Here is a 20,990-nt window from a genome sequence, read left to right as displayed (position 1 = left end):
GAAGCGGAATCGGCTGCTCTAAAGGCTCATGTTCCTAAGCAACACATCACCCTCAACTGCGCGAGGATATTGGGCGACCACTTCGAATGATGGTAGAAGCTTTAGCATGGCTTGAAGGGTCAGCTGACCTTCGTAAAGCTCCTTGTCGCTGTATTCGGTGTAGATGAAGCGCGTATTGTTTAAGGTCTGCCTGCCGCCAGCGAAGACATCAGCCTCCGCTCCTTGCACATCCATCCAGATCAAATCAATCTTGTTCAGATTGGCCTCGGCGCACCAGTCGTCCAGGCGTCGCGTTTCAACCGATATCGGGCTATCGAACCGAACCCAATCATACTCGGCAAGATGATTCTTTGGTCGCCGTATCGATCCAGAGAGTGCCCAATCCTTTGCTTCTTCATCTCCGTTGCTTGGATGAAAGTCGACCCTGCCATTCTTGTCGCTGATCGCGATCTCGAATAGACGAATCTTCTCGAGATAGAGACCAATGTTATTCTTAAAGCGAGCGATTGCCCGCGGATCCGGTTCGAAGCAGTAGAGATGAGCTTCTGGGCAAAGCTGAAGAAAGCGCAACGAATCAGTTCCGTCGTAGCTGCCAATGTCCAAGATCACAGGATCTGGCTTCTGAAGGAACGAAACAATACGCTGATGGACCTCCAACGCGGACGCGGGCTCACGTGTTTCCATTTTACTCCGTCCTCACCCCTCAATGGCACGCAACAAGATCCATCAAACGCATCAAGTCAGATTGCGGCCTTGTGCCGACCACCGACTGCCCTCGAATGATCCAGCTTCGACGTCGAAGGTACAAATAACCAGACGAGTGGCTCAATTCTACTGAGGTAAGCGGGCGATATAGAACGGGTTGCAAAACCTATACCAAGGTTTGTAGAAACGGAAGCCAGCCTGAGCTTGAGGACAGCGTGATGCCAGCGTTCGGCCGCCAGGTGATTGCCGAAACCCTGACCTTGCTGATCGATAGCTTCGTCGCTCACGATCAAGATCCTGCCGCACACGGAAGTTCGGACAGCTTTGAGAGACCGGAGTATGCTGGATCAGCTCGGGCCACAGCCTGCCGAGAATGGATCGACCTGACAGGTCGATCAATTGACAATACGTACGATTCCCTTGGTTGAAGAACGACACTATCTGCCTAAGGAGGGTGGTGGCGTCTCGTTGGTTCGCGTTGGCAGTATCGGATACTCGATCTTAGGTAGCTGCCCGGTCAGCGAATTCAGAAACGCAACAATATCGTTCTCCTCTTTGTCGCTAAGCTTTTCACCGAGCTGGACCTCGCCCATAACGCCCACAGCCTGCTTGAGACTCCAAACCTGACCCGAATGGAAATATGGGGCTCGCAAAGCGACATTCCGTAAGGGCGCAACGCGGAACACGTATTCGTCGCTAGCGACCCTGGTAACCGCGAACCGCCCCTTATCGGCTGTAGGGCGCAGTTTGGTATCTGGCTTCTCCATCACACCAAATGGAAAATAGCCCTGCCCACCAATATTAACCCCATTGTGGCAGGACGAGCACCCCTTATCCATGAACAGCTTCAATCCAGCCTTCTGCTGATCGTTGAGAGCGCTGCCATCGCCGTTGAGGTACTGATCGAACGGCGCCGCCGGCGTCGTAAGAGTCGCTTCAAAAGCCTCGATCGCCTTGGCGACATTTTCGAAGGTGACCGGCGGCGTACTATCCGGGAAGGCCGTCTTGAACATAGCGACATACACGTTCATGGAGTTTAGCGTACTCATGACGTGATCCGGCGTTGCATTCATTTCCGCTGTCGCCTGCACCGGTCCCTTGGCTTGCTCCTTGAGGTCTGGCGCGCGTCCGTCCCAGAACTGCGCAACATTGAAAACCGCATTATAGACGGTCGGCGCGCGACGCGCGCCCTTTTTCCAGCCGTGACCGACCGAGGTCGGTCCAGCGTCTACGCCGCCGGTGCCAAGATTATGACACGTATTGCAGCTGATGATTCCGCTGGCCGAAAGGCGGGGATCAAAGAACAGCATCTTGCCGAGCTTGACTTTCTCGTCAGTGACGGGATTGTCGTTAACTGCTGGCGTAGCCGAGGGAATCGGCTTGAAAATTCGTCCTGCAGCCAACATCACATCGTCATGTGCGATAGCTTGGGATGCGACCAGCAGCACAGCCGTAGCGGCAGATAGTCTACGCATAATGTAAAGGCCTCCAGCTCTCCGGATTAATTCCGCAAACTTCATTGGTAGGTCAGGCGGCAGCGGCCGCACCTCCATCATCGACCATGGACCTCTCGAGGGCGCCCCCACATCACATCCTGATCTCAGACTTCTCGCGACCGTTGGCGTGAGCTGCGAGATCGGAGCCGGCTCTGCCCGTGAGAGGATCAGCGGGCTGTCGGAGGTAAGCCAAGCTACTGAACATCCTTCCTGAAACACGCACCCACCACATCTTTTCCTGCAGCCATTGCAGGAATTGAGCCAAGCCGCAGAGGAGCATCGCTGCAGCGTGTCTTTCTCGGGTGTCGGCATGCGACAACGTTTGGAAGCTTCACAACTCGGAGGCGTGAGCTTTCGTACAAACGCCGGGCTTGCTGCCGCGTCTATCTCGCAGCAGCGACGCAATGCCTTATTAATCCGGAGATCGCGGTTAGCGACGTTTGTAAAAGTTGGTCACTTTTTCCGACTATCGGCGCGACGTTGCGAGCGCCGGCAAACGTTGATAGTTGTGATCTAAAGCCACACCGGTACGCGAGTGAGGCCGAGACTTGACGGACCGACCGGCCGCCATGGTGTAGTTGCCATAACACCCGGACCGCCCGGCGTTCCGTTCGGAGATCGGCGAACAGCCAATCCGATCAAGCTCCGTCTGAATGACCCAGGAGGACCTTACAGCGCGAATGTTGGGAAACGTTCGGCACGACCGCACCGACACGGCTCATTCGCCTTTGCCTGAGACGTTGCCCTTCATAAGTCTGCTCGTTCGACCCTAACCGTCCACTTTCGATGAGATCAGGCTGCCAGGTTAGCCAGGACGTCCGCCCTCTCCAGACTAGTTCTGAGCGCTTCATCCGATACGTGGGTATAAATCTCAGTTGTTGAGATACTTGAATGCCCAAGCAGCTTTTGAACGAAACGAATGTCGACGCCGCGCTCGATCAATAGAGTCGCAGCCGTATGACGCAGCATGTGCGGCGTAACGCGTCGTCGGCTGCTAGAGACTTCGTAGTGCCGGCGGAGCGCAACTCGCACCGATTGAGGTCGCATCGGTCGCCTAAGCCTATTCACAAAGAGGTGCCCGTCGCGGGTCGGCTGCTTCGTCTGGCTCTTGAGAAGTTGCAACAGTTCATGGCGAAGCGCAGCGTCACTCACATACACGTGCCGATCCCTTGATCCTTTTCCACGAATCCTGACGCTTGTCCCCTCCGGGGTGACATCGGAAATGAGTATCTTACAGAGTTCACCCACTCTTATACCGGTTGCGATCATTAGCCGAACCGCGGTTAGCACCGACGCTGACGACGAGGAGCGCCCCCTGCGTGAGCTTGCCAAATTTGATAGCAGCCCCCGAACTTCCAACCGCGAGAGACAGCGGGGCAATCGCTTTCGTCGTGGAAGTTCGAGACGCCAGCCATCAAAGGGATTTGCCGCGGCCTGCGAAACCATCCGTCGAAAGAAAGTTCGCAGGCAAGCAAAGCGTCGACGCGCAGTCGAAATCGAAAGACACCGACGTTCCAGCAGATCGGAAAGAAACGCTCCTAGATCCGCGCTGCTTACCGATTCCACCGAACGACCGACACCCACAAATCGATGAAAATCGTTCAGATCCGTAGCATAGGCTTCAATGCTGTGCACCGACAACTGCCGGTCGATCGCGCAATACCGCAAGAATTCGGCAACTGCCGTGCTGATCAGCATCGGACATAACTCCATTCACGTAGTGAAGGCCGTCTCTACCGCAAGACGACCCACATTGTGATGGGTTGAGATTGGTTCATGGTAAACGCGATCACAACTGCCATCCGAGAGTCACATAACTCGGAATTATTGTTCCTATGGAGCTCAAGGCGATCGACAGAACGGACCGAGGTGTCCGTCGGCTTAATGCAGCTCTCAGCATTTACCGAGAAAGCATATTGGCCGAAGCGCAAAATCCAGAGCGCCAGATACTTTATTGGATCGACCATAGCAGAGAGGCGCTGGCGGACGAGTTTCGTTGCTTTGCGATTCAAAACGAAGGCGACGTGATCGGATACTTGCAGTACAGCTACTTCCGGGAAGAGCACATCTTCTTCTTCGAGTATCTCTGCTTGAGAGACCAGAGCCGTTCAGGTCTGCTGCCGAGTGAGGCGGTCGAAAGCATCAGGGATCACTTGGCCCAGAACTACCGCCCGGAGTTCAGCATTGTGTTTGAGGTCGCCAGAAAGCGAATTGCCTCAGACGAGTGGGTCGCCGACAAGAAGCTGATTTCGTACTTCAAACGGCTAGGCTTTAGATGCGTCGATTTCTCCTATAGATATCCGGTCCTTCAAAGCTACGATGGCGCGATCAGCTACCCCGCAGACTTGATGGTCTCGCTACCTAGCGGGCGAAAGGATTTGTCTTCTTTCGAACTCAGAACCATTCTTAGATGCATCTACTTCAAGCACTATCTACGTTGGGATCGCCCATTCTTGGATACGGAGAGATTCCGCGAGCGGGAGCTGCTAATCAATGCGTTGTACTCCTCTGAGGTCTCTAAAATCGGCGGTGATGACACCTTCGGTACGCAGGGGGACGACAGGCGTTCGCTGCTGACTCGCATTGCCAAACGTCAGCCGCAAATCACTGCTTTGCTGGGAAAGATATTCGGACCAAAGATGCCCAGGGTCCTGATCGTTATCCTTGTTATGCTCGGAGCTCAGTCGCTACTGGGCAGCAGCTGGATGCTCGTCCCTTTTGTGCTCGCGGTAGCTGCGGTCTATTGCCTTGGAGAAGATACAGATACATCCAGGCGCCTTCTCCTGGTCATTATCTCCCGGATGTCTCTTTCACGGCAACGATCGTGAGTATGTCGGCCCAGCCCGATGGAAGTTTCACAATTTCAAGCCACCTTTGCAGCTTCAACGCTCGTGCCTCGCTCGCTCCGAGACGCTTTGCGAGCGTCGACCATGTGTGGATCCCGTGGGTCTGGCGAACATCAAGGCCATTCTTTCTAAGAAGATCTCGAATGTAGAGTGGACTATAACGCCACACTTTCTCAGACGAACCATTGTATTGATCCGTTATAATATCGGCAGCTCGGCCAAAGAGCTCGGTGCGCCAATGAGCGATGCTGCGCGTGCTTCCAAAATCGAGTACCAGATGCCCCCTTGGAGAGAGGATACGAGCGAATTCACGAAGAGCGGCCGCTGGATCGCAATAAGACAAAACCTCTCCGACACATACAACGCACTCAAAAGCTGCCCCCCTAAAGGGTAGCTGTTCGACTGTGGCGCAGACGGCGTTTTTGCGTCCCTTCAAGGGAGCGGCAAAGAGGTCCACAAAGAACTGATCTTCTGAGGCGACCGGAATGGCGTACACTCCGGCCCCGGCGTTTAGGACGCGGGCGCCCGACGAACCAATGCTGGGAAGAAGGCTGGCTAGAAGATTAGCCGTCTTCATCCCAGTGTAAGTGTGCCACGGATCCTCTTCGATAGCATCGACATTATAGCGGTTCCGTAATTCGTCGCGTCTGAATCCTGCAGTCACCGGTGTAGCGTCAATAATTCCGAGTTATGTGCTGTTGGATAGCCGAAAGCACTTATACTACTAGTCCGAGAAGAAAAGACAATAGAACAACCGCTGGTCACGGAGGTCGACATAACGTTGCAGATCTGCCGCGGCACACACCAATCGGCACGTTGGAGGTAAAATCCGTTCACCGCGCTATAGTCCTGCCGATAGCAATATCTCCCAAACGCCCTTCTATTCGGCGAGGAAAGCGCCCAGCCGGCCAAGTTTAAGATCCGAGTTGAAGCGCAAGCTCTGTACGGAATGTACAAACAGTACCTTGTCGCCCGCCCGTGGAATTGTGCCCCACTTCGCGGAAGTCTGGACGGAGCCGACCAAGACAATCGGCTACCGCCACATCGTGGGCGCCCCGGTCAACGCCGCTCGGCCAATTTGCCTGAGGACATCGACCGATGTCTCTCCGTGCGTCGCTGCTTCGAGGAGTTTACAGGCGACGTGAGTTCGGATGCCGATCTCGTGACGGGATACACCTTCACAAACCTCGTCCAGAACCGCACGCAATATGGCAGCCAATTCGGAGTCGACCATTTGAGTGCCCTCAGTCTCACAACACTATAATCTGCCGGTGCGTGGCGGGATCGAATCTGGTTGAGTGAACTCCGGGCCAATATATGCGCGTGTCCACGTCTGCAGCACAGTTTGAGAATGCGAGCAGAACGTTACACATGCGCCAGTTGTTGGCACTCTCTCCGCTAATCGCAAATAAATTTCGCTCACTGGAATTATTTTCGATTGGGCGAGGAGTTCACTCTCGAACCATTACCTGCCGTTCAGCAGAGGTCATGGATTCCGCGCGGTTTGCGAACAGACAGGCAGCAGAAAATTTCCCTCTCGATGTCCTTTGCGATAATCCAATCTATGAGCCAGCAAAACGTCGGTTTCCGTAACCGAAACACACGCAACGAAGTACATCCTTGATCCCTCAACATCGGTCGTACCGAGCCCTTCCTACACGCCTTCTCTGAAGGTTTCGTGGACCAATTGAGACTCGCGCAAAAATGCGAGCTAATCGTTCGTAGGAGGCCGAGAAGCGGAATGCGGTGTGCGGCGATGGCGGAGCCGACCAAAATTGTCGGCGTCAATACCAATGAGCTCCGCTCGCGGCGCGAAACCGAGGTCCCCGTGCGGAGAGCCACGACCGAATATCAGTAGGTCCACGGCAGTCGACAAGCACTCATTCGTATTACTCTCGTCCGACTGATACCCCCATAAATGTCTTTGATGCCTCGTCGGATCACCGCAAGATCCGCGCGTGGCGGTAAGCTTCTAGGAGACGCGACTTGGCGGAGGAAATATGCAAACTTGCCGCGCTCTCGGCGGGTCGGGCGAGAACGACATCGTGCCTGCCGTGCTCGCGATCGAGCGCCCAGCGTTCTCGCCCCCCTAAGCGATACATTGCGACGCATGCGGAGTGGAGACTGCATGGTTTTCATGTTCGGCGAAGGACGTTCGGCGCGCTGTCTTCTCAACCTCGGCAACATCCTGGCTGGCCACGATCATGGCATCGATTATTTCGCTCACTGTGGAGCAGAGAGCGAAGAACCCGACGTGCTCAATTTTATTGACTTGCTGACCGAACGCTATCCGAGGCTCGTATCGCGTGCCTGAGATAGACGCCTCAGTTTCGTGAAGCCACGATCAGTGGCCATAAAACGCCCGAGCATCGGCGCAATCAGTTTAAGTGGATCAATCGCCTGACCGGTCTCACGCGCTAGCGCTTCCGCGTACGCGAGAAGATCGCGATGAACCGCTGCGGGCAGTTCGGCAGTTACTCTGACTGGCCTGTCACTTGGAATTTCCGAGATTCTAAGCTTTGGCACGGCATCATCCTTTGTATGGTTCGAGCTGAAGATCGCGGTTGACAATCACCCGAACCGGAAAACCTGGACGGATGGTCAATGTCGGCTGGATGTTGAGACTGCGCCGAACTACTTGCTGGCCAGTTTGGTTCAACGAATCCCCTGCACCGTGCCGCAACGCCTGGATGATTGCGCTGTCGTTGCTGTTCGTGTCGGAGCCGGAGCCAAGCTCTGTTCCGACAGCAAGTAAAGTCGATAGGGCGGCTGCCTTAAACAACTCGCCCCAATGATTGTCGACTTGGTCTTCTAGACCTGCATAACCTGCGTTGTCCGCACCAGGCTGTCGCTCAAGTACGATCGAGCGACCGTTGGGCATGATCAGACGGGTCCAAACCAGCAGTACCCGGGACTGGCCGAAAGCGACCTGGCTGTCATAGATACCGATCAAACGGGCCCCCTGGGGCACAAGCAAGAACCGTCCGGTGGGAGTATCGTAGAGATTCTCCGTCACCTGCGCCGTGACCTGACCTGGAAGGTCAGATCTGATTCCTGTGATCAGGGCACCCGGAATCACAGTGCCAGCCTGCAAGAGATACGGCGAAGCTGGCTTAGTGATGCGGTCAGGACTCACTGTGCGACGATCTACGGATGCGTTCACGAAGGCGAGTTTCGTATCTTGACCGTTCTGCGCAGATCCGTCGCCGCTGGTGCTCGTTGAGCTCGGCGGCGGGACACGGTCGCTTCCCGGAGCGGTAGATGAGGTCGGCCGCATTTCTCTCCCGCTGCTCGAAGCGAACAAATGGCTGATACGGGCTGCTTCGGTCTCCTGGTCCCGGCGCTGTTGGTCCGGATCACCGCCCATCGTCGGCGACTGGCCCTGAGCCGCGAGGATCGGTCGACCGAGGTCCCCAGGAAGCGGCGGACCAAGCTGCGGTATCGGTTGACGTGGAACGCCGGTGTAGTCCTTCGGCAGCGTGGTAATGCCTTCGGCAACGTTGTGATGGTCGGTGCTGTAGAGCTCATCGGCCGCTTGGTTTCGAGGACGACTATTCTGCAGCGACCACAAGACGGCTCCGCCGATAACGAGCAATGCAACAGCACTCCCTCCCGCCAGGACTTTCCGCGACAACCGCGTCACACGCGGATGCTCTGCTCTCAACCGAAAGCTTCTGGATTGCTCGTCTTGTGTCTGCGGCGGAATGGCTTGTTCGTGTTCGTTTCCACTCGAGGTATTCATGACGACGGCCTCCCGTCAGTCCTGACAATCCTGACCTTCTGCGGATGCTCGCCGCCTAGCCGGAGTTCGGCCGCTGCAAACAGCCGGTCGACAATCAATACGTTGCCGTGGACGCGATAATTGACGAGCTCAGCCTTGCCATCAGGCCCAATGACGAAGAGCGGCGGCATCTCGCCTTGCACGATCCCCTGCGGGAATTCGACATAGACCTTGCGGCCATCGTCATATGCAGCGACCGGTCGCCAGGGCGGGCTGTCCCCTTCAATCGCGTAGCGGGCGATGCGGTGCGCCTGATCCGGAAGAACGGGTCTTAGGGCAACTGAACGCGATCGTTCGCGCACGGTTTCTGGATAGTACCAAGCGACGGATGGCATGTATGGTCGTTCGCGGGAGCGAAGCTCTATCAGGTAGGTGCGGCGGTCGGTATTGATGACAAGATTAGTTTCGATCGATGCGCGGGTCGGCTTGACCAGGATATGGACCCGTCGCGTGTCGCCACTCCCGCTCTCAGTATCGCCCACGACCCAGCGGACGGTGTCGCCGGCCGCGATCGGTCCGGATCCCGTCAACTGCTCTCCTTCCTCGAGCGCAATATCCGTGATCTGCCCCGGTGCGGCGTAAATCTGATAAAGCGCCCCGGGACTGTAAGCGTAGATTTGCGCTGCATTGAAATACCCCCGCTTGCGCGGTTCGACCCGGGCCGCGCTGTTTGCCGTCTCAACCCGGCTCACAGGTTCGGGCTCTTCTTTTCCTCCCGACTTGCCGCCGAGAGCCGGCTTCCAGAGCGGTGGAACGTGAAGCGGTCGCGATGTGTCATCGAGAGGCGCTGGAGGCGCCGGCAACGAAGGGACTTCGGCATCATAACTGATCTGCGGCGGAATGTAGGTCGCACACCCACCGAGCGCCGATGAGCAAAGCAGAAGAGCGGCCAGAATTGCTCGCTTCGAGGTCACGAACGCGGACCAAGGCAAATTTAGCCTGCTGTGCGGGATAGGAGGTTTCGAATGAGTGTCAGACGGCGTCTTGGTCACTGACCCAACTCCTTTGACCAGTTGATGGCGCGGACGTAGATGCCAAGAGGATTCTTGCGCAGGCGTTCGGCGTCGCGCGGCGTCTCGATCACGATGGTAAGAATTGCAGTCCAGCGCTCGGTCGAACTCAACGAGCCGTTGTCGTAACTGCGTTGCGTCCACGCGACCCGAAAGCTTTCAGACGACGCGCGAATGACGCTCGAGACGTCCACGGAGATCTGCGCCTTACCCAACTTGGCAAAAGGGTCATTGTTGCGCGCATAGTCATTGAGCGCTGCCGCCCCACGATCGGTCGTAAAATCGTACGCCCGAAGCCAGTTCTGGCGCAGAATAATACCGTCCGAGGGCAGGCCTCTGACATCCTCGATAAAGTGCGCGAGGTGGTAGGCGATCTGCGCGTCGTTCGGCTGATAGTCAATGTTGGCGGGCGCAACCCTCTGGGCTTGACCGAGATGATCGACTTCAACCACCCAAGGCGTGATCGATCCTCGGCTGGAATGCCAGACGAGGCCCCCGGCAAGGCCGGCGGACAGCATCAAGCAGCCGAACGCCATCAAGCGCCAGTTTTTGGCCTGCACGCGGGCAGACCCAATGCGTTCGTCCCAAACCTGCGCAGCCTTCTGGTAAGGCGTAATCGGCACGGGCATGCGCCCGTAGTGAACGGATGGTCGTTTGAACATTGATAACTGCCCCCTAAGTGATCGGTTTCGAGTCATGCGGTGTCCGGGATTAGGCATCGGCCCGCGGTGTGTGGTAAGGCGCATGCCGCGTGTCAGTGCTCTCCTTCGGACAGGTCGACGGAGGAACCGCTGCCAGCGTGGTCGCCGGAGCGCACCGCGCGGCCGGCTGTCGACGCACTATGCCGAATGCTATGGGCACTTTTCATGCGCCGCGCCCAATCGGGCTGCGCTTTCCCTTCTGCCGAAGTGCTTGCGGCTTGCCCGTCTGCCTGCCCACCGCCGCCGAGCGTAGCCGCTGCACGACGCAACGGGCTCATGGCCGCCGAAGCGCCCGCCTCCGCGACGCCAGCAAGGCCGCCACTTCGATAGGCCGCGGATGCTCCACTCAAGACGGCGCCGCCACCGCGCGCAGCGCCTGCAATCGCGCCGCCAGCGAGACCAGCACCTCCGGCGGCGAGGCCCGCACCGGCGGCAACGACACCGCCAGCGGCAAGTCCCGTACCGGCCGCGGCACCGGCGCCGAGCTGCGGTCCGCCAGAGACCAGGGCGTTTGCGATTCCCGGACCGAAGATACCGAGGCCGAGCAAGGAGAGCGCCGCAAGGACCAACGTCATCGCGTCTTCGATGGTTGGCTGGCCGCCAGCAAAGCCAGAGGTGAACTGAGAGAACAGGGTCGATCCAATGCCGAGGATGACGGCCAGGACCAAGACCTTGATTCCGGATGATATGACATTGCCCAACACCCGCTCTGCCGCGAACGCGGTCTTGCCAAACAAGCCGAAAGGAATGAGGACGAAGCCCGCCAGCGTCGTCAGCTTGAACTCGATCAGGGTCACGAAGAGCTGGACCGCCAGAATGAAGAAGGCGAGGAGCAACACGACCCAGGCGAACAGGAGAACGACGATCTGGACGAAATTCTCGAAAAAACTGATGTAACCCATCAGGTTCGAGATCGAATCGAGCAACGGTCGGCCGGCGTCGAGGCCGACTTGAGCGATCTTCCCTGGTCGCAGGAAATCCGACGCAGATAAGCTCGAGCCGGACGCTTTCAATCCAAGACCGGCAAAGCTCTCGAAGACGATGCGCGCAAGGCTGTTCCAGTTGCCGATGAGGTAGGCAAAAACGCCGACGAAGAGCGTCTTCTTGACGAGGCGCGCGATAATGTCCTCGTCTGTTCCCCAAGTCCAGAACAACGCGGCGAGCGTAATGTCGATCGCGGCAAGGGTCGTCGCGAGATATCCGACATCGCTACCCAGCAGCCCGAAGCCGTTATCGATATAGCGCGTAAACGTTTCCAGGAACTGGTCGATAATCCCGGTACCAGTCATGGCTTGCTCGCCTCAGGTGTTGCCAGGGGCGGATATCCTTGTAGGATCCGGCTCTGATCCTTTGGGGCGGGCGCTAAGCTCGCGGCGGAATCATCCTGGCCAGGAACTGCGGCGCCATCCTTCCTGCCGAAGAAACGACGCCGGTTTTCGTCCCAAACCTGCTTACAATGCCGGTAACCCGCCGCCTCCTCCGAGGTGACACCGCGGCAGCGTACGAGGTCGGAACTGGTTGCACCTGTCGTCGGCGACGTCTCCGGCAGCGGCGGAGACTCGTTGCCACCACGAAGCTGAATCGTGCAGGCAGCGGCGACCAATACGCCGATTGTCGTAAGCAGCGACAACGCCTTGAATGCGTTTACGTCGGTCATTGGTGGAACATCCGCACGTCTTGGGATTGATAGCCCTGGCCCGGTGTCAAAAACCGTCGGAGCTGCTCTCGGCCTTGGTCTTGGGCCGCGGCGCGCTGCGCCGCTTCAAGACTCTGCGCCCGACCTTGTGCGGTCATGACTGCGGTGAGGTCAGCGAGCTGCTGCGCGCTCAGCGCGAGAATCTGATTGCCGGCCTGCGTTGCCTGCAAGGCACCGCTGGCGCTTTGGCTTGAAGTTACGAGTGCGGACGTTTGGATGCGATTGGTATCGAGGTTGCCAACGATGCCGGCCTGAACCCGGAGCGCGTCTTGCGTTGCCGCATAAGTATTTTGCCATCGCGATTGAGCGTTTGTGATCAGCAATTGGCTGGACTGGCTGCCGGTGACCGGCGCATAGCTGGTCGAGAACGCGCGATCGATCTGCTGAACGTCGTAGGCGATCCGCTGGGCTTGGCTCAGCAATTGCTGGGTGCGCTGGATCGACGATTGCAATTGCTGCAGCGATGAATACGGCAGCTTTGCCAGATTTCTTGCCTGGTTGATCAACATCTGCGCCTCGTTCTGCAACGATGTGATCTGGTTGTTGATCTGCTGGAGCTCCCGCGCGGCGGTCAGGACATTCTGAATGTAGTTGTTGGGATCAAAGACGATGAGCGCCCGTGCGGGCACCGCGACGCCAAGCACCAGCGCAATGGTGCCAGCGGCCGCCAATAGGCCAAGACGCCTCATAGCGATCTCTCCAGATTTGCAAGATTGGGGATCAAGTCTACGGCCCAGGCGACGCCACGGTGCCGAAGCCAGGCCGGCACGAAGCCCTCAGGTCCGTGTTCGGCGAGGAGCTGCGCGATCGCAGCCTGGTCTGTCTTGGAAGAGGCGGCGGTAAATGTGAGTGCGACATCACCAAGGCCAAGTTCGAACATCCGGTTGCCGCGACGCGATTGACAGTAGTAGTCGCGCTTTGGCGTTGCCCGGCTCAGAAGCTCGATCTGCCGGTCATTGAGGCCGAAGCGGCGATAGATGGCAGTAATCTGCGGTTCAATCGCCCGTTCGTTCGGCAGCAACAGGCGCGTTGGGCAGCTTTCGATGATCGCCGGCGCGATTGCGGACCCATCGATGTCTGAGAGCGATTGGGTGGCGAAGATGACAGACGCATTCTTTTTTCGCAGTGTCTTCAGCCATTCGCGGAGCTGACCGGCAAAATCATCGTCGTCGAGGGCGAGCCAACCCTCGTCGACAATCAGAAGCGTCGGCCGGCCATCGAGGCGGTCCCCGATACGATGGAACAGGTAGGCCAGCACGGCCGGGGCCGCGCTCGTTCCAATCAACCCTTCAGTCTCAAACGCCTGGACCGAGGCCTCGCCAAGGCGCTCGAATTCGGCATCGAGCAGGCGTCCGGACGGACCGCCCAGGCAGTAGGGTTGCAGCGCACGTTTCAGGGAGTTCGATTGCAGCAGGACCGACAGGCCCGTCAGGGTGCGCTCCTGCATCGGCGCCGAGGCGAGCGACGTCAGAGCCGACCACAGATGATCCTTGACCTCCGGCGTGATCTCGATTTTTTCCCGCGCAAGGATCGCACCGATCCATTCCGTCGCCCATCCACGCTCGGAAGGATCGTCGATCCAGGCCAGCGGCTGCAGCGCAACCGGTTGGCCGGCTCCGTCTGACGATGCGCCGCCGAGATCATGCCAGTCGCCGCCCATCGCGAGCGCGGCCGCCCGGATCGAACCACCGAAATCGAACGCAAAGACCTGAGCATTCGGGTAGCGGCGGAACTGCAGCGCCATCAGTGCCAGCAACACGGACTTGCCAGCCCCCGTCGGCCCCACCACGAGAGTATGTCCGACATCACCGACGTGGAGCGAAAATCGGAACGGTGTAGAGCCCTCGGTCTTGCCGAATAGGAGGGGCGGCCCCTTGAAGTGCAAATCCCTCATCTCGCCCGCCCACACGGCCGACATCGGAATCATATGAGCGAGGTTCAGCGTCGAAACCGGTGGCTGCCGCACATTGGCGTAGACGTGCCCGGGCAGACTGCCGAGCCAGGCTTCCACTGCGTTCACCGTCTCGATCATGCAGGTAAAATCGCGACCCTGAATGACCTTCTCGACCAGGCGGAGCTTTTCATCGGCAGCATGGGGATTGCCGTCCCACACGGTGATGGTCGCTGTGACGAAGGCTTGCCCAATCTGATCCGAACCGAGTTCCTGCAACGCCGCATCGGCGTCCAGCGCCTTGTTGTGAGCGTCAGTATCAAGCAGCGTCGACGCCTCGTTGGTCATGACCTCCTTGAGAATGGCGCCGATGGACTTTCTCTTCGCGAACCACTGGCGGCGAATCTTGGTCAGGAGCTTCGTGGCATCAGTCTTGTCGAGCATGATCGCGCGGGTCGACCAGCGGTACGAGAATGCGAGGCGATTCAGGTCGTCCAGAATCCCCGGCGTCGTCGCGCCCGGAAAGCCGACGATCGTCAGAACCCGGACATTGGCCGAACCCAGCATCGGCTCGAGCCCGCCGGTCAGCGGCTGGTCGGCCAACAGCGCATCGATGTACATGGGAATTTCCGGCACTCGAACGCGATGACGCTTGGTCGAAATCGTTGAGTGCAGGTAGGTCAGCGTGTCCTGATCATCGAGCCAGGCGCATTCGGGCATGAACCCTTCAACAAGCTGCAGCACGCGATTGGTCTGATCGACAAATCCACGAAGCAGCTCGCGCGCGTCGGCTCCAACGGCGCGATCGGGACCCTCATAGAGCAATCGTTCTGCCCTCGCGGCCCCCTCCTCAGGCGGTAGATAGAGGAAGGTCAGGAAATAGCTGGACTCGTAGTGGGCGCCTGCCTCTTCAAACTGAGCCCTGCGTTCGGCATCGACCAGCGCTGACGCGACATCCGGAAAGCTATTCGGCGGGTAGGCGCCCGCAAAATGACGCTGCGCTTCAACGAAGACGGCCCAGCCTGATCCCAGCCGCCGCAAGGCGTTGTTCAAACGGCCGGCGACGGCGACAAGTTCGGCCGGCACCGCGCTGTCGAGGTCAGGTCCCCGGAATTTAGCTGTCCGCTGGAACGAGCCATCCTTGTTCAAGACGATTCCCTCGTCGACGAGGGCAGCCCATGGCAGGAAGTCGGCGAGCCGGGCGTTAGAATGGCGATATTCGGCGAGATTCATCATGATCAAGGGCTCAGGCGTTGAGATGACCGGGAATGCGCAGATGTCGGCGCACCACATCGACAAAGGCTGAATCGCGCTTGGCGGCCCAGACGGCGGCCATGTGGCCGAGCAACCAGAGGACGAGGCCCGCGATCCAGAGCCGCAATCCAAGCCCAAGGGCCGCGGCAAGCGTACCGTTGACAATCGCGACCGATCGCGGTGCTCCACCCATCAGGATTGGTTCGGTCAGAGCACGGTGAACGGGCACGACAAAGCCGACGACAGGTTCATCCATCAAATCACCACGCCGCCGCCGAAGGAGAAGAACGACAGGAAGAAACTCGACGCCGCGAACGCAATCGACAGACCGAACACGATCTGGATCAGTCTACGGAAGCCGCCCGACGAATCTCCGAACGCGAGCGTCAGCCCGGTCACAACGATGATGATGACGGCGATGATCTTGGCGACCGGGCCTTCTACCGATTGCAGGATCTGATTGAGCGGCTGCTCCCACGGCATGTTCGAGCCAGCCGCCCATGCCGGTGCTGCCGCCAAAAGAACCGTGCCGAACGCGGCAAGCGAGGCCGCATCCCGAAGAAAGCGAAATTGCTGACGCATGTCAGTCTCCTGCTGATGAAAGGCTGTAGTCGCCAGCGGCCCCGAGCCCTGACACGACGGCTAGCTCGGCGACGCGGCGATCGGCACCGCGACCCGCAAGGACGGCGACGAGATTGATAGTCTCGGCTATGAGAGCGCGCGGAACCGTGATGACCGCTTCCTGGATGAGTTGCTCGAGCCGGCGCAGTGCACCGAGCGCAGTGCCCGCATGAATGGTGCCGATGCCGCCGGGGTGCCCGGTGCCCCAGGCCTTGAGCAGATCGAGTGCTTCGGCACCGCGGACTTCACCGATCGGGATACGATCCGGACGCAGTCGCAGCGAGGACCGAACGAGATCTGATAGTGTGGCGACACCATCTTTTGTCCGCAAAGCTACGAGATTTGGCGCTTTGCACTGGAGTTCTCGGGTATCTTCGATCAGCACGACCCGATCGGACGTCTTCGCCACCTCGGCCAAGAGCGCATTTGTCAACGTTGTCTTGCCCGTCGATGTCCCGCCGGCGACGAGGATGTTCTTACGTGCGGCGACCGCGCTCTTGAGGATCCTGGCCTGCTCCGAGGTCATGATCTCCTTGGCTACGTAATCGTCGAGCGTAAACACCGCGACCGCAGGCTTGCGGATAGCGAAGGCCGGTGCAGCAACGACCGGAGGCAAGAGACCTTCGAAGCGCTCCCCGTTGCCAGGCAGTTCGGCAGAAACCCGTGGTGCGCCGGCATGCACCTCGGCACCAACGTGATGCGCTACCAGGCGAACAATGCGCTCGCCATCCGCTGCGGACAGAGTTTCGCCGGTATCGATCAGGCCGTTTGACAACCGGTCAATCCACAGCCGCCCATCTGGATTGAGCATGACCTCGATAATCATTTCATCTTCGAGGTAGCCGGCAATCGCCGCGCCAAGTGCGCTACGCAGCATTCTCGCACCGCGCGAATTCGCTTCCGATTGAAAGGAATGGATTGCCACCGCTGTCCCCAACGAACGAGGGCTCCACAGAGCGCCCTCAGATGGGATAATTACAAGGGCAGCAGTGGACTTGGCGCAACAAGCCCTTTCGGTGATCGTAGACCGGCGTAGAAAAAGAAAGTCCACTGAACTGAAAATTGAGACCTACGCGATCGGATAGCTCGCTGTGAGTCGCTGCTCACCACTCACCATCGTCATCCGTAGGAATTAGTACGACCGAACTCTCATACAAACCCACCGATTCGATGGCGTCGGAAATGTTAGCCGGCACGAAGAAGGAAAACGAACTTATCCACGAAGCGGAGCATCGGAGCCAGGGAAGCGCGAACCAGAGTAATGCCGCGATCTGCACTGCCACGTTGAGACCGAACGCGACTTGATAGGCGATGATGGGCCTATGTCCATCGGTCGTGAACCATTGCTCCAGGATAAGGCCCGTTGCGTATTGTGCGAGAAATGCCCAACCGAAATGCAGAACGTTCAAGGCGCCGTTGGCGCGACCGGCAAACTCTGGCGGAAAGTAATCCGCTATCACCGCGAAGCTGACCACGGTTGCCGTTCCGACAATTGCGACAACGGACCAGGGCAAGATGGATGGCAGAGGGGCTCGCAGGATCAATGCTAACTCGGCTGCGATAAACAGCACCGCAACCATCGCCAGTATCGTCTCCACCCCAACTTCTCTCCGTTTGATGTGATGGACCGTCGTACCGAACAACCAAGCACCGCCGCAAAGTCCGATCGACATTATGAAGAGCTGTCTGACGAGATTTGCGCGATCGAGCCCCTCTATGTCCATCAGCCACGGCGATGCCCACAATCCCTGCAGAGACCAGGCCGATCCAATGCAAGTCGCCGACAACGGAGCAATACGCCAGAAACGCCTATCGGCGAAAACGGAGCTAAGGGTGACCGGAATTGACGCTGTCGATGGGACAATGCCTCGTTCAGGAACCACGAAATAGATGAGGATTGCCGTCGCACCGGTAGCGGCCGCCAGGATCTCAAATAGCTGCCGCCAACCCATCCAAGCGAGTAGGTGTTCGACAGGAGCCGTAGCGGTCACCGCTCCTAGCGATCCCAGCATGATCATGTAGCCGTTAAGCAAGGCAACTCGTTCCCTGGGAAACCAAAGAACGATGGACTTCAGCCCTGCTGCGAGCGACGCCGCCACGCCGAGCCCGATCATTGCACGCGCAATCAAAAGTGACAGGAAGCCTGTCGATACCGCGAAAAGTCCGGTCCCCACCGCGGCGAGCAAGAGCAGAGCACTCTGGACGCGACGCGGACCAAAGCGGTCCAACAATATGCCGATGGGGATCTGAGCCGCCGCGAAAATGAGGAAATGGACTGACGTAAGCAACCCGAGGTCAGCAGTCCCAAGCCCGGTATCCGAGCTGAGATGGTCGGCGATCAAAGCGTTGATCGTTCGAAACAGGTACGAAAGATAGTATCCAGCAGCAAAAGGGAGAAAAACGCGCGCAGTTCGACGCCATGCTATTGAGATTTGCATGCTGGCCCCTTTTGCTCTCAGCTCATTCGGGCCGATAGCGCGTCCAGCTTTTTGTCGGCTCAGCTAAATTGCTGCGGTCGCAGGCTGGCGTAGAAAAAGGAGGGGGTGGCCGATAAGGTGCCGAGGGCCTCAGTCAGCTTCGCCGACTGGTTCCTGACGGACGATCTCTTCTGGAATCTCACGCAGGAAGCTCTGCCCTTTTTGCAACCGGCGGCCGAGCGCCTCGACGAATCCTTCAAAACGCTCCCTGCCCTTAAGCTGCGCGGCCGCCTGCGCGTCGTTGGGTAACGGTGGCGTGACCGTCAACCAGAAGCGAATGAAGAGGGCCAAAGTCTCGGCCGTCAGACCGACGTCACGCTCCAGCCTCTGCATCTGACGTGACAGCCGGTCCAGACGCCGAGTGAACGCTGCCTCCCGCCGGTCCGCGCCGTCCGGCGACAGAAATGAAGCGACAGCCGCTTCAACGATTGCAGACCGGGAAAGGTTCTTGCGGTCCGCCAGATCCGAAATCTGCTTCAGAAGCTCTGGCGGGAAATATACGTTCATCCGGTCGCGCATATTTCCTCAGAGCTCCATACCGTCATTCGGATCCATGGCGACTTGACGCGCGACACCGCGCATCTGTTGGCGTATGAGCCGGGACTGGCGGACCGCATCCTCGTCGTCGTCAAGGACGACGGAAAATTCTTCTGCCGGCGTCGGTTCGGTTTTCTCCTTGACGATCGCGACGTGATCGGGGAGTTCGGGCTCACGACGGAGACCGCTATTCGCCGTGTCTTCCTCTCCTTGCTCCCTGTCCCCTGGAAGCGGCGCTGGCTTGAGCCTTTCAAGCGTTGACCATCCGTCCGTTCGCGATGATCGCCCGGATGCCGGCAGGTCGGGTGGCGGCAAGACACGCTCAGTAAACCGCCGATCCTCATAGTAGCGAACCTTCTTCGCCCGGATCGGTGGCGTACCCGCCACCATGACGACCTCGTCCATCGGCGGAAGCTGCATGACCTCGCCAGGCGTCAAGAGCGGCCTTGCCGTCTCCTGCCGCGAGACCATGAGGTGCCCCAGCCAGGGGTTCAACCGATGTCCCGCATAGTTTTTCATCGCGCGCATCTCCGTCGCCGTGCCCAGCGCGTCGGATACCCGCTTGGCGGTCCGCTCGTCATTGGTCGCGAAGCTGACGCGCACGTGGCAGTTGTCGAGGATCGCGTTATTGGGCCCGTAGGCCTTCTCGATCTGATTGAGCGATTGCGCGATCAAGAAGCTCTTGATGCCATACCCCGCCATGAAGGCGAGTGCAGACTCGAAGAAATCAAGCCGCCCCAGCGCCGGGAACTCGTCAAGCATCATCAGGATGCGATGCCGGCGGTCGCGGGCATGCAGGTCCTCGGTCAGGCGACGACCAATCTGGTTCAGCACCAGGCGGATCAACGGCTTTGTCCGCGAGATGTCGGAGGGCGGAACCACGAGGTAAAGCGTCGTGGGGCTGGCATCCGCAATCAGGTCGGCGATTCGCCAGTCGCAACGGCAGGTCACCTGAGCCACGACGGGATCGCGGTAAAGACCCAGGAAGGACATCGCAGTGGACAGGACGCCCGAGCGTTCGTTCTCTGACTTGTTGAGGAGCTCGCGCGCGGTCGAGGCGACCACGGGATGAGACCCCTGCTCACCAAGGTGCGGCGTGGTCATCATCGCCTTCAACGTCGCCTCAATCGGCCGCTTCGGGTCGGACAGAACGGCGGCCACACCTGCCAAAGTCTTGTCTGCCTCAGCATAGAGGACGTGAAGGATGGCGCCGACCAGCAGCGAATGGCTGGTCTTCTCCCAATGGTTCCGCTTATCGAGGGATCCTTCGGGGTCGACCAGGACGTCGGCGACGTTCTGCACGTCACGAACCTCCCACTCGCCGCGCCGGACCTCGAGCAGCGGATTGTAGGCCGAGGATTTTGGGTTGGTCGGGTCGAACAAGAGGACGCGGCCATGCCGCGAGCGAAAGCCCGCGGTCAGCTGCCAGTTTTCGCCCTTGATGTCGTGGACGATGGCCGAGCCCGGCCAAGCCAGCAACGAGGGAACGACGAGACCGACACCTTTACCCGACCGGGTGGGCGCAAAACACAACACGTGTTCTGGTCCGTCATGGCGAAGGTAGTCGCGGTCGAGCTTGCCCAGCACCACGCCATCCGGACCGAGAAGTCCGGCCGCTCTCACCTCCCGTACATCGGCCCAGCGCGCCGAACCATAGGTCTCGACGTTCTTGGCTTCGCGCGCTCGCCAAACCGACATGCCGATCGCCACGGCAATCGAAACGAAGGTCCCCGACGCTGCGATGAAGGCACCCTCGACAAAGACTTGTGGTGCATAGGCATCGTAGACGAACCACCACCAGAAGAAGATGGGCGGGTAATAGACTTTGAAGCCTGATAGCTCGAACCAGGGCCGCCCAAGCTCCGGTTGATATGCGAGCCGCCAAGCCGCCCACTCGGTTGCTCCCCAGATTGCGAGCAAAACGATCAGGCCGACAACGATCACCTGTCCCCAAAGGATCTTGGTTCCGGACATC

General features: G+C 58.7%; 21 protein-coding genes. 2 read left to right on the top strand and 19 right to left on the bottom strand.

Features of this window, described 5'->3' with window-relative positions; all coding sequences use genetic code 11:
* Window positions 1-18 precede the first annotated feature (18 nt).
* From FBZ93_RS33230 to FBZ93_RS33215, 4 genes are all read right to left on the bottom strand, one after another.
* Window positions 19-684, bottom strand: coding sequence for an FkbM family methyltransferase (locus tag FBZ93_RS33230; protein ID WP_146991644.1), 666 nt, complete (start codon window positions 682-684; stop codon window positions 19-21).
* Window positions 685-740: 56 nt separating this feature from the next.
* Complete coding sequence (locus tag FBZ93_RS33225) at window positions 741-992, bottom strand: hypothetical protein (protein ID WP_146991642.1); 252 nt, start codon at window positions 990-992, stop codon at window positions 741-743.
* Between the two features lie 150 nt (window positions 993-1,142).
* On the bottom strand, window positions 1,143-2,180 hold the full coding sequence (locus tag FBZ93_RS33220) for a cytochrome-c peroxidase (protein ID WP_146991640.1): 1,038 nt from the start codon (window positions 2,178-2,180) through the stop codon (window positions 1,143-1,145).
* 813 nt (window positions 2,181-2,993) lie between these two features.
* On the bottom strand, window positions 2,994-3,899 hold the full coding sequence (locus FBZ93_RS33215; protein ID WP_146991638.1) for a tyrosine-type recombinase/integrase: 906 nt from the start codon (window positions 3,897-3,899) through the stop codon (window positions 2,994-2,996).
* A 137-nt stretch (window positions 3,900-4,036) separates the two neighbouring features.
* On the opposite strand from FBZ93_RS33215, the gene FBZ93_RS33210 reads away from it, so the two are divergent.
* Window positions 4,037-5,029, top strand: coding sequence for a hypothetical protein (locus tag FBZ93_RS33210; RefSeq protein ID WP_146991637.1), 993 nt, complete (start codon window positions 4,037-4,039; stop codon window positions 5,027-5,029).
* Here FBZ93_RS33210 and FBZ93_RS42010 read toward each other — a convergent pair.
* A complete protein-coding gene (locus tag FBZ93_RS42010; RefSeq protein WP_433995467.1) occupies window positions 4,992-5,624 on the bottom strand; it encodes a class I SAM-dependent methyltransferase in 633 nt (210 codons plus the stop codon). The genes FBZ93_RS33210 and FBZ93_RS42010 overlap by 38 nt on opposite strands.
* Window positions 5,625-7,175: 1,551 nt before the next feature.
* Here FBZ93_RS42010 and FBZ93_RS33195 point away from each other — a divergent pair.
* Window positions 7,176-7,361, top strand: coding sequence for a hypothetical protein (locus FBZ93_RS33195; protein WP_146991631.1), 186 nt, complete (start codon window positions 7,176-7,178; stop codon window positions 7,359-7,361).
* Here FBZ93_RS33195 and FBZ93_RS33190 read toward each other — a convergent pair.
* From FBZ93_RS33190 to FBZ93_RS33125, 14 genes are all read right to left on the bottom strand, one after another.
* The gene (locus tag FBZ93_RS33190; RefSeq protein WP_146991629.1) at window positions 7,334-7,573 is read right to left on the bottom strand and encodes a DUF2274 domain-containing protein; all 240 of its coding nucleotides are present in this window, start codon (window positions 7,571-7,573) and stop codon (window positions 7,334-7,336) included. The genes FBZ93_RS33195 and FBZ93_RS33190 overlap by 28 nt on opposite strands.
* A gap of 4 nt (window positions 7,574-7,577) precedes the next feature.
* Window positions 7,578-8,789, bottom strand: a complete 1,212-nt coding sequence (locus FBZ93_RS33185; protein WP_146991627.1) for a TrbI/VirB10 family protein — start codon at window positions 8,787-8,789, stop codon at window positions 7,578-7,580.
* Window positions 8,786-9,820, bottom strand: coding sequence for a P-type conjugative transfer protein TrbG (gene trbG / locus FBZ93_RS33180; RefSeq protein WP_208764092.1), 1,035 nt, complete (start codon window positions 9,818-9,820; stop codon window positions 8,786-8,788). Before trbG ends, FBZ93_RS33185 begins: the two co-directional genes overlap by 4 nt.
* Window positions 9,817-10,500, bottom strand: a complete 684-nt coding sequence (trbF, locus tag FBZ93_RS33175) for a conjugal transfer protein TrbF (protein ID WP_146991625.1) — start codon at window positions 10,498-10,500, stop codon at window positions 9,817-9,819. Before trbF ends, trbG begins: the two co-directional genes overlap by 4 nt.
* Before the next feature lie 92 nt (window positions 10,501-10,592).
* A complete protein-coding gene (gene trbL / locus FBZ93_RS33170; protein WP_146991623.1) occupies window positions 10,593-11,828 on the bottom strand; it encodes a P-type conjugative transfer protein TrbL in 1,236 nt (411 codons plus the stop codon).
* Window positions 11,825-12,196 (bottom strand): putative entry exclusion protein TrbK-alt, encoded by a 372-nt coding sequence (gene trbK-alt / locus FBZ93_RS33165; RefSeq protein WP_146991622.1) that lies wholly within the window; start codon window positions 12,194-12,196, stop codon window positions 11,825-11,827. The genes trbL and trbK-alt overlap by 4 nt, the downstream gene beginning before the upstream one ends.
* The gene (gene trbJ, locus FBZ93_RS33160) at window positions 12,193-12,924 is read right to left on the bottom strand and encodes a P-type conjugative transfer protein TrbJ (RefSeq protein ID WP_146991620.1); all 732 of its coding nucleotides are present in this window, start codon (window positions 12,922-12,924) and stop codon (window positions 12,193-12,195) included. The genes trbK-alt and trbJ overlap by 4 nt, the downstream gene beginning before the upstream one ends.
* Window positions 12,921-15,362, bottom strand: coding sequence for a conjugal transfer protein TrbE (gene trbE, locus FBZ93_RS33155; protein WP_146991618.1), 2,442 nt, complete (start codon window positions 15,360-15,362; stop codon window positions 12,921-12,923). Before trbE ends, trbJ begins: the two co-directional genes overlap by 4 nt.
* 10 nt (window positions 15,363-15,372) lie before the next feature.
* On the bottom strand, window positions 15,373-15,636 hold the full coding sequence (locus tag FBZ93_RS33150) for a VirB3 family type IV secretion system protein (RefSeq protein WP_146991616.1): 264 nt from the start codon (window positions 15,634-15,636) through the stop codon (window positions 15,373-15,375).
* Complete coding sequence (locus tag FBZ93_RS33145) at window positions 15,636-15,962, bottom strand: TrbC/VirB2 family protein (protein WP_146991615.1); 327 nt, start codon at window positions 15,960-15,962, stop codon at window positions 15,636-15,638. The genes FBZ93_RS33150 and FBZ93_RS33145 overlap by 1 nt, the downstream gene beginning before the upstream one ends.
* A 1-nt stretch (window position 15,963) precedes the next feature.
* A complete protein-coding gene (gene trbB / locus FBZ93_RS33140; protein ID WP_208764094.1) occupies window positions 15,964-16,878 on the bottom strand; it encodes a P-type conjugative transfer ATPase TrbB in 915 nt (304 codons plus the stop codon).
* Window positions 16,879-17,104: 226 nt separating this feature from the next.
* Window positions 17,105-18,439 carry an MFS transporter gene (locus tag FBZ93_RS33135; RefSeq protein ID WP_146991611.1) on the bottom strand — a complete coding sequence of 445 codons (1,335 nt, stop codon included), beginning with the start codon at window positions 18,437-18,439 and terminating at the stop codon, window positions 17,105-17,107.
* A gap of 129 nt (window positions 18,440-18,568) precedes the next feature.
* Complete coding sequence (locus FBZ93_RS33130; RefSeq protein ID WP_146991609.1) at window positions 18,569-18,997, bottom strand: CopG family transcriptional regulator; 429 nt, start codon at window positions 18,995-18,997, stop codon at window positions 18,569-18,571.
* Between the two features lie 6 nt (window positions 18,998-19,003).
* Window positions 19,004-20,989, bottom strand: coding sequence for a conjugal transfer protein TraG (locus tag FBZ93_RS33125; protein WP_146991607.1), 1,986 nt, complete (start codon window positions 20,987-20,989; stop codon window positions 19,004-19,006).
* Window position 20,990 lies beyond the last annotated feature (1 nt).

It is taken from the genome of Bradyrhizobium macuxiense (genome assembly GCF_007993935.1).
Taxonomy (GTDB): Bacteria; Pseudomonadota; Alphaproteobacteria; order Rhizobiales; family Xanthobacteraceae; genus Bradyrhizobium; species Bradyrhizobium macuxiense_A.
Note: the sequence above shows the minus strand (reverse complement) of the source record. Positions and strands in the feature narration are given on the sequence as shown.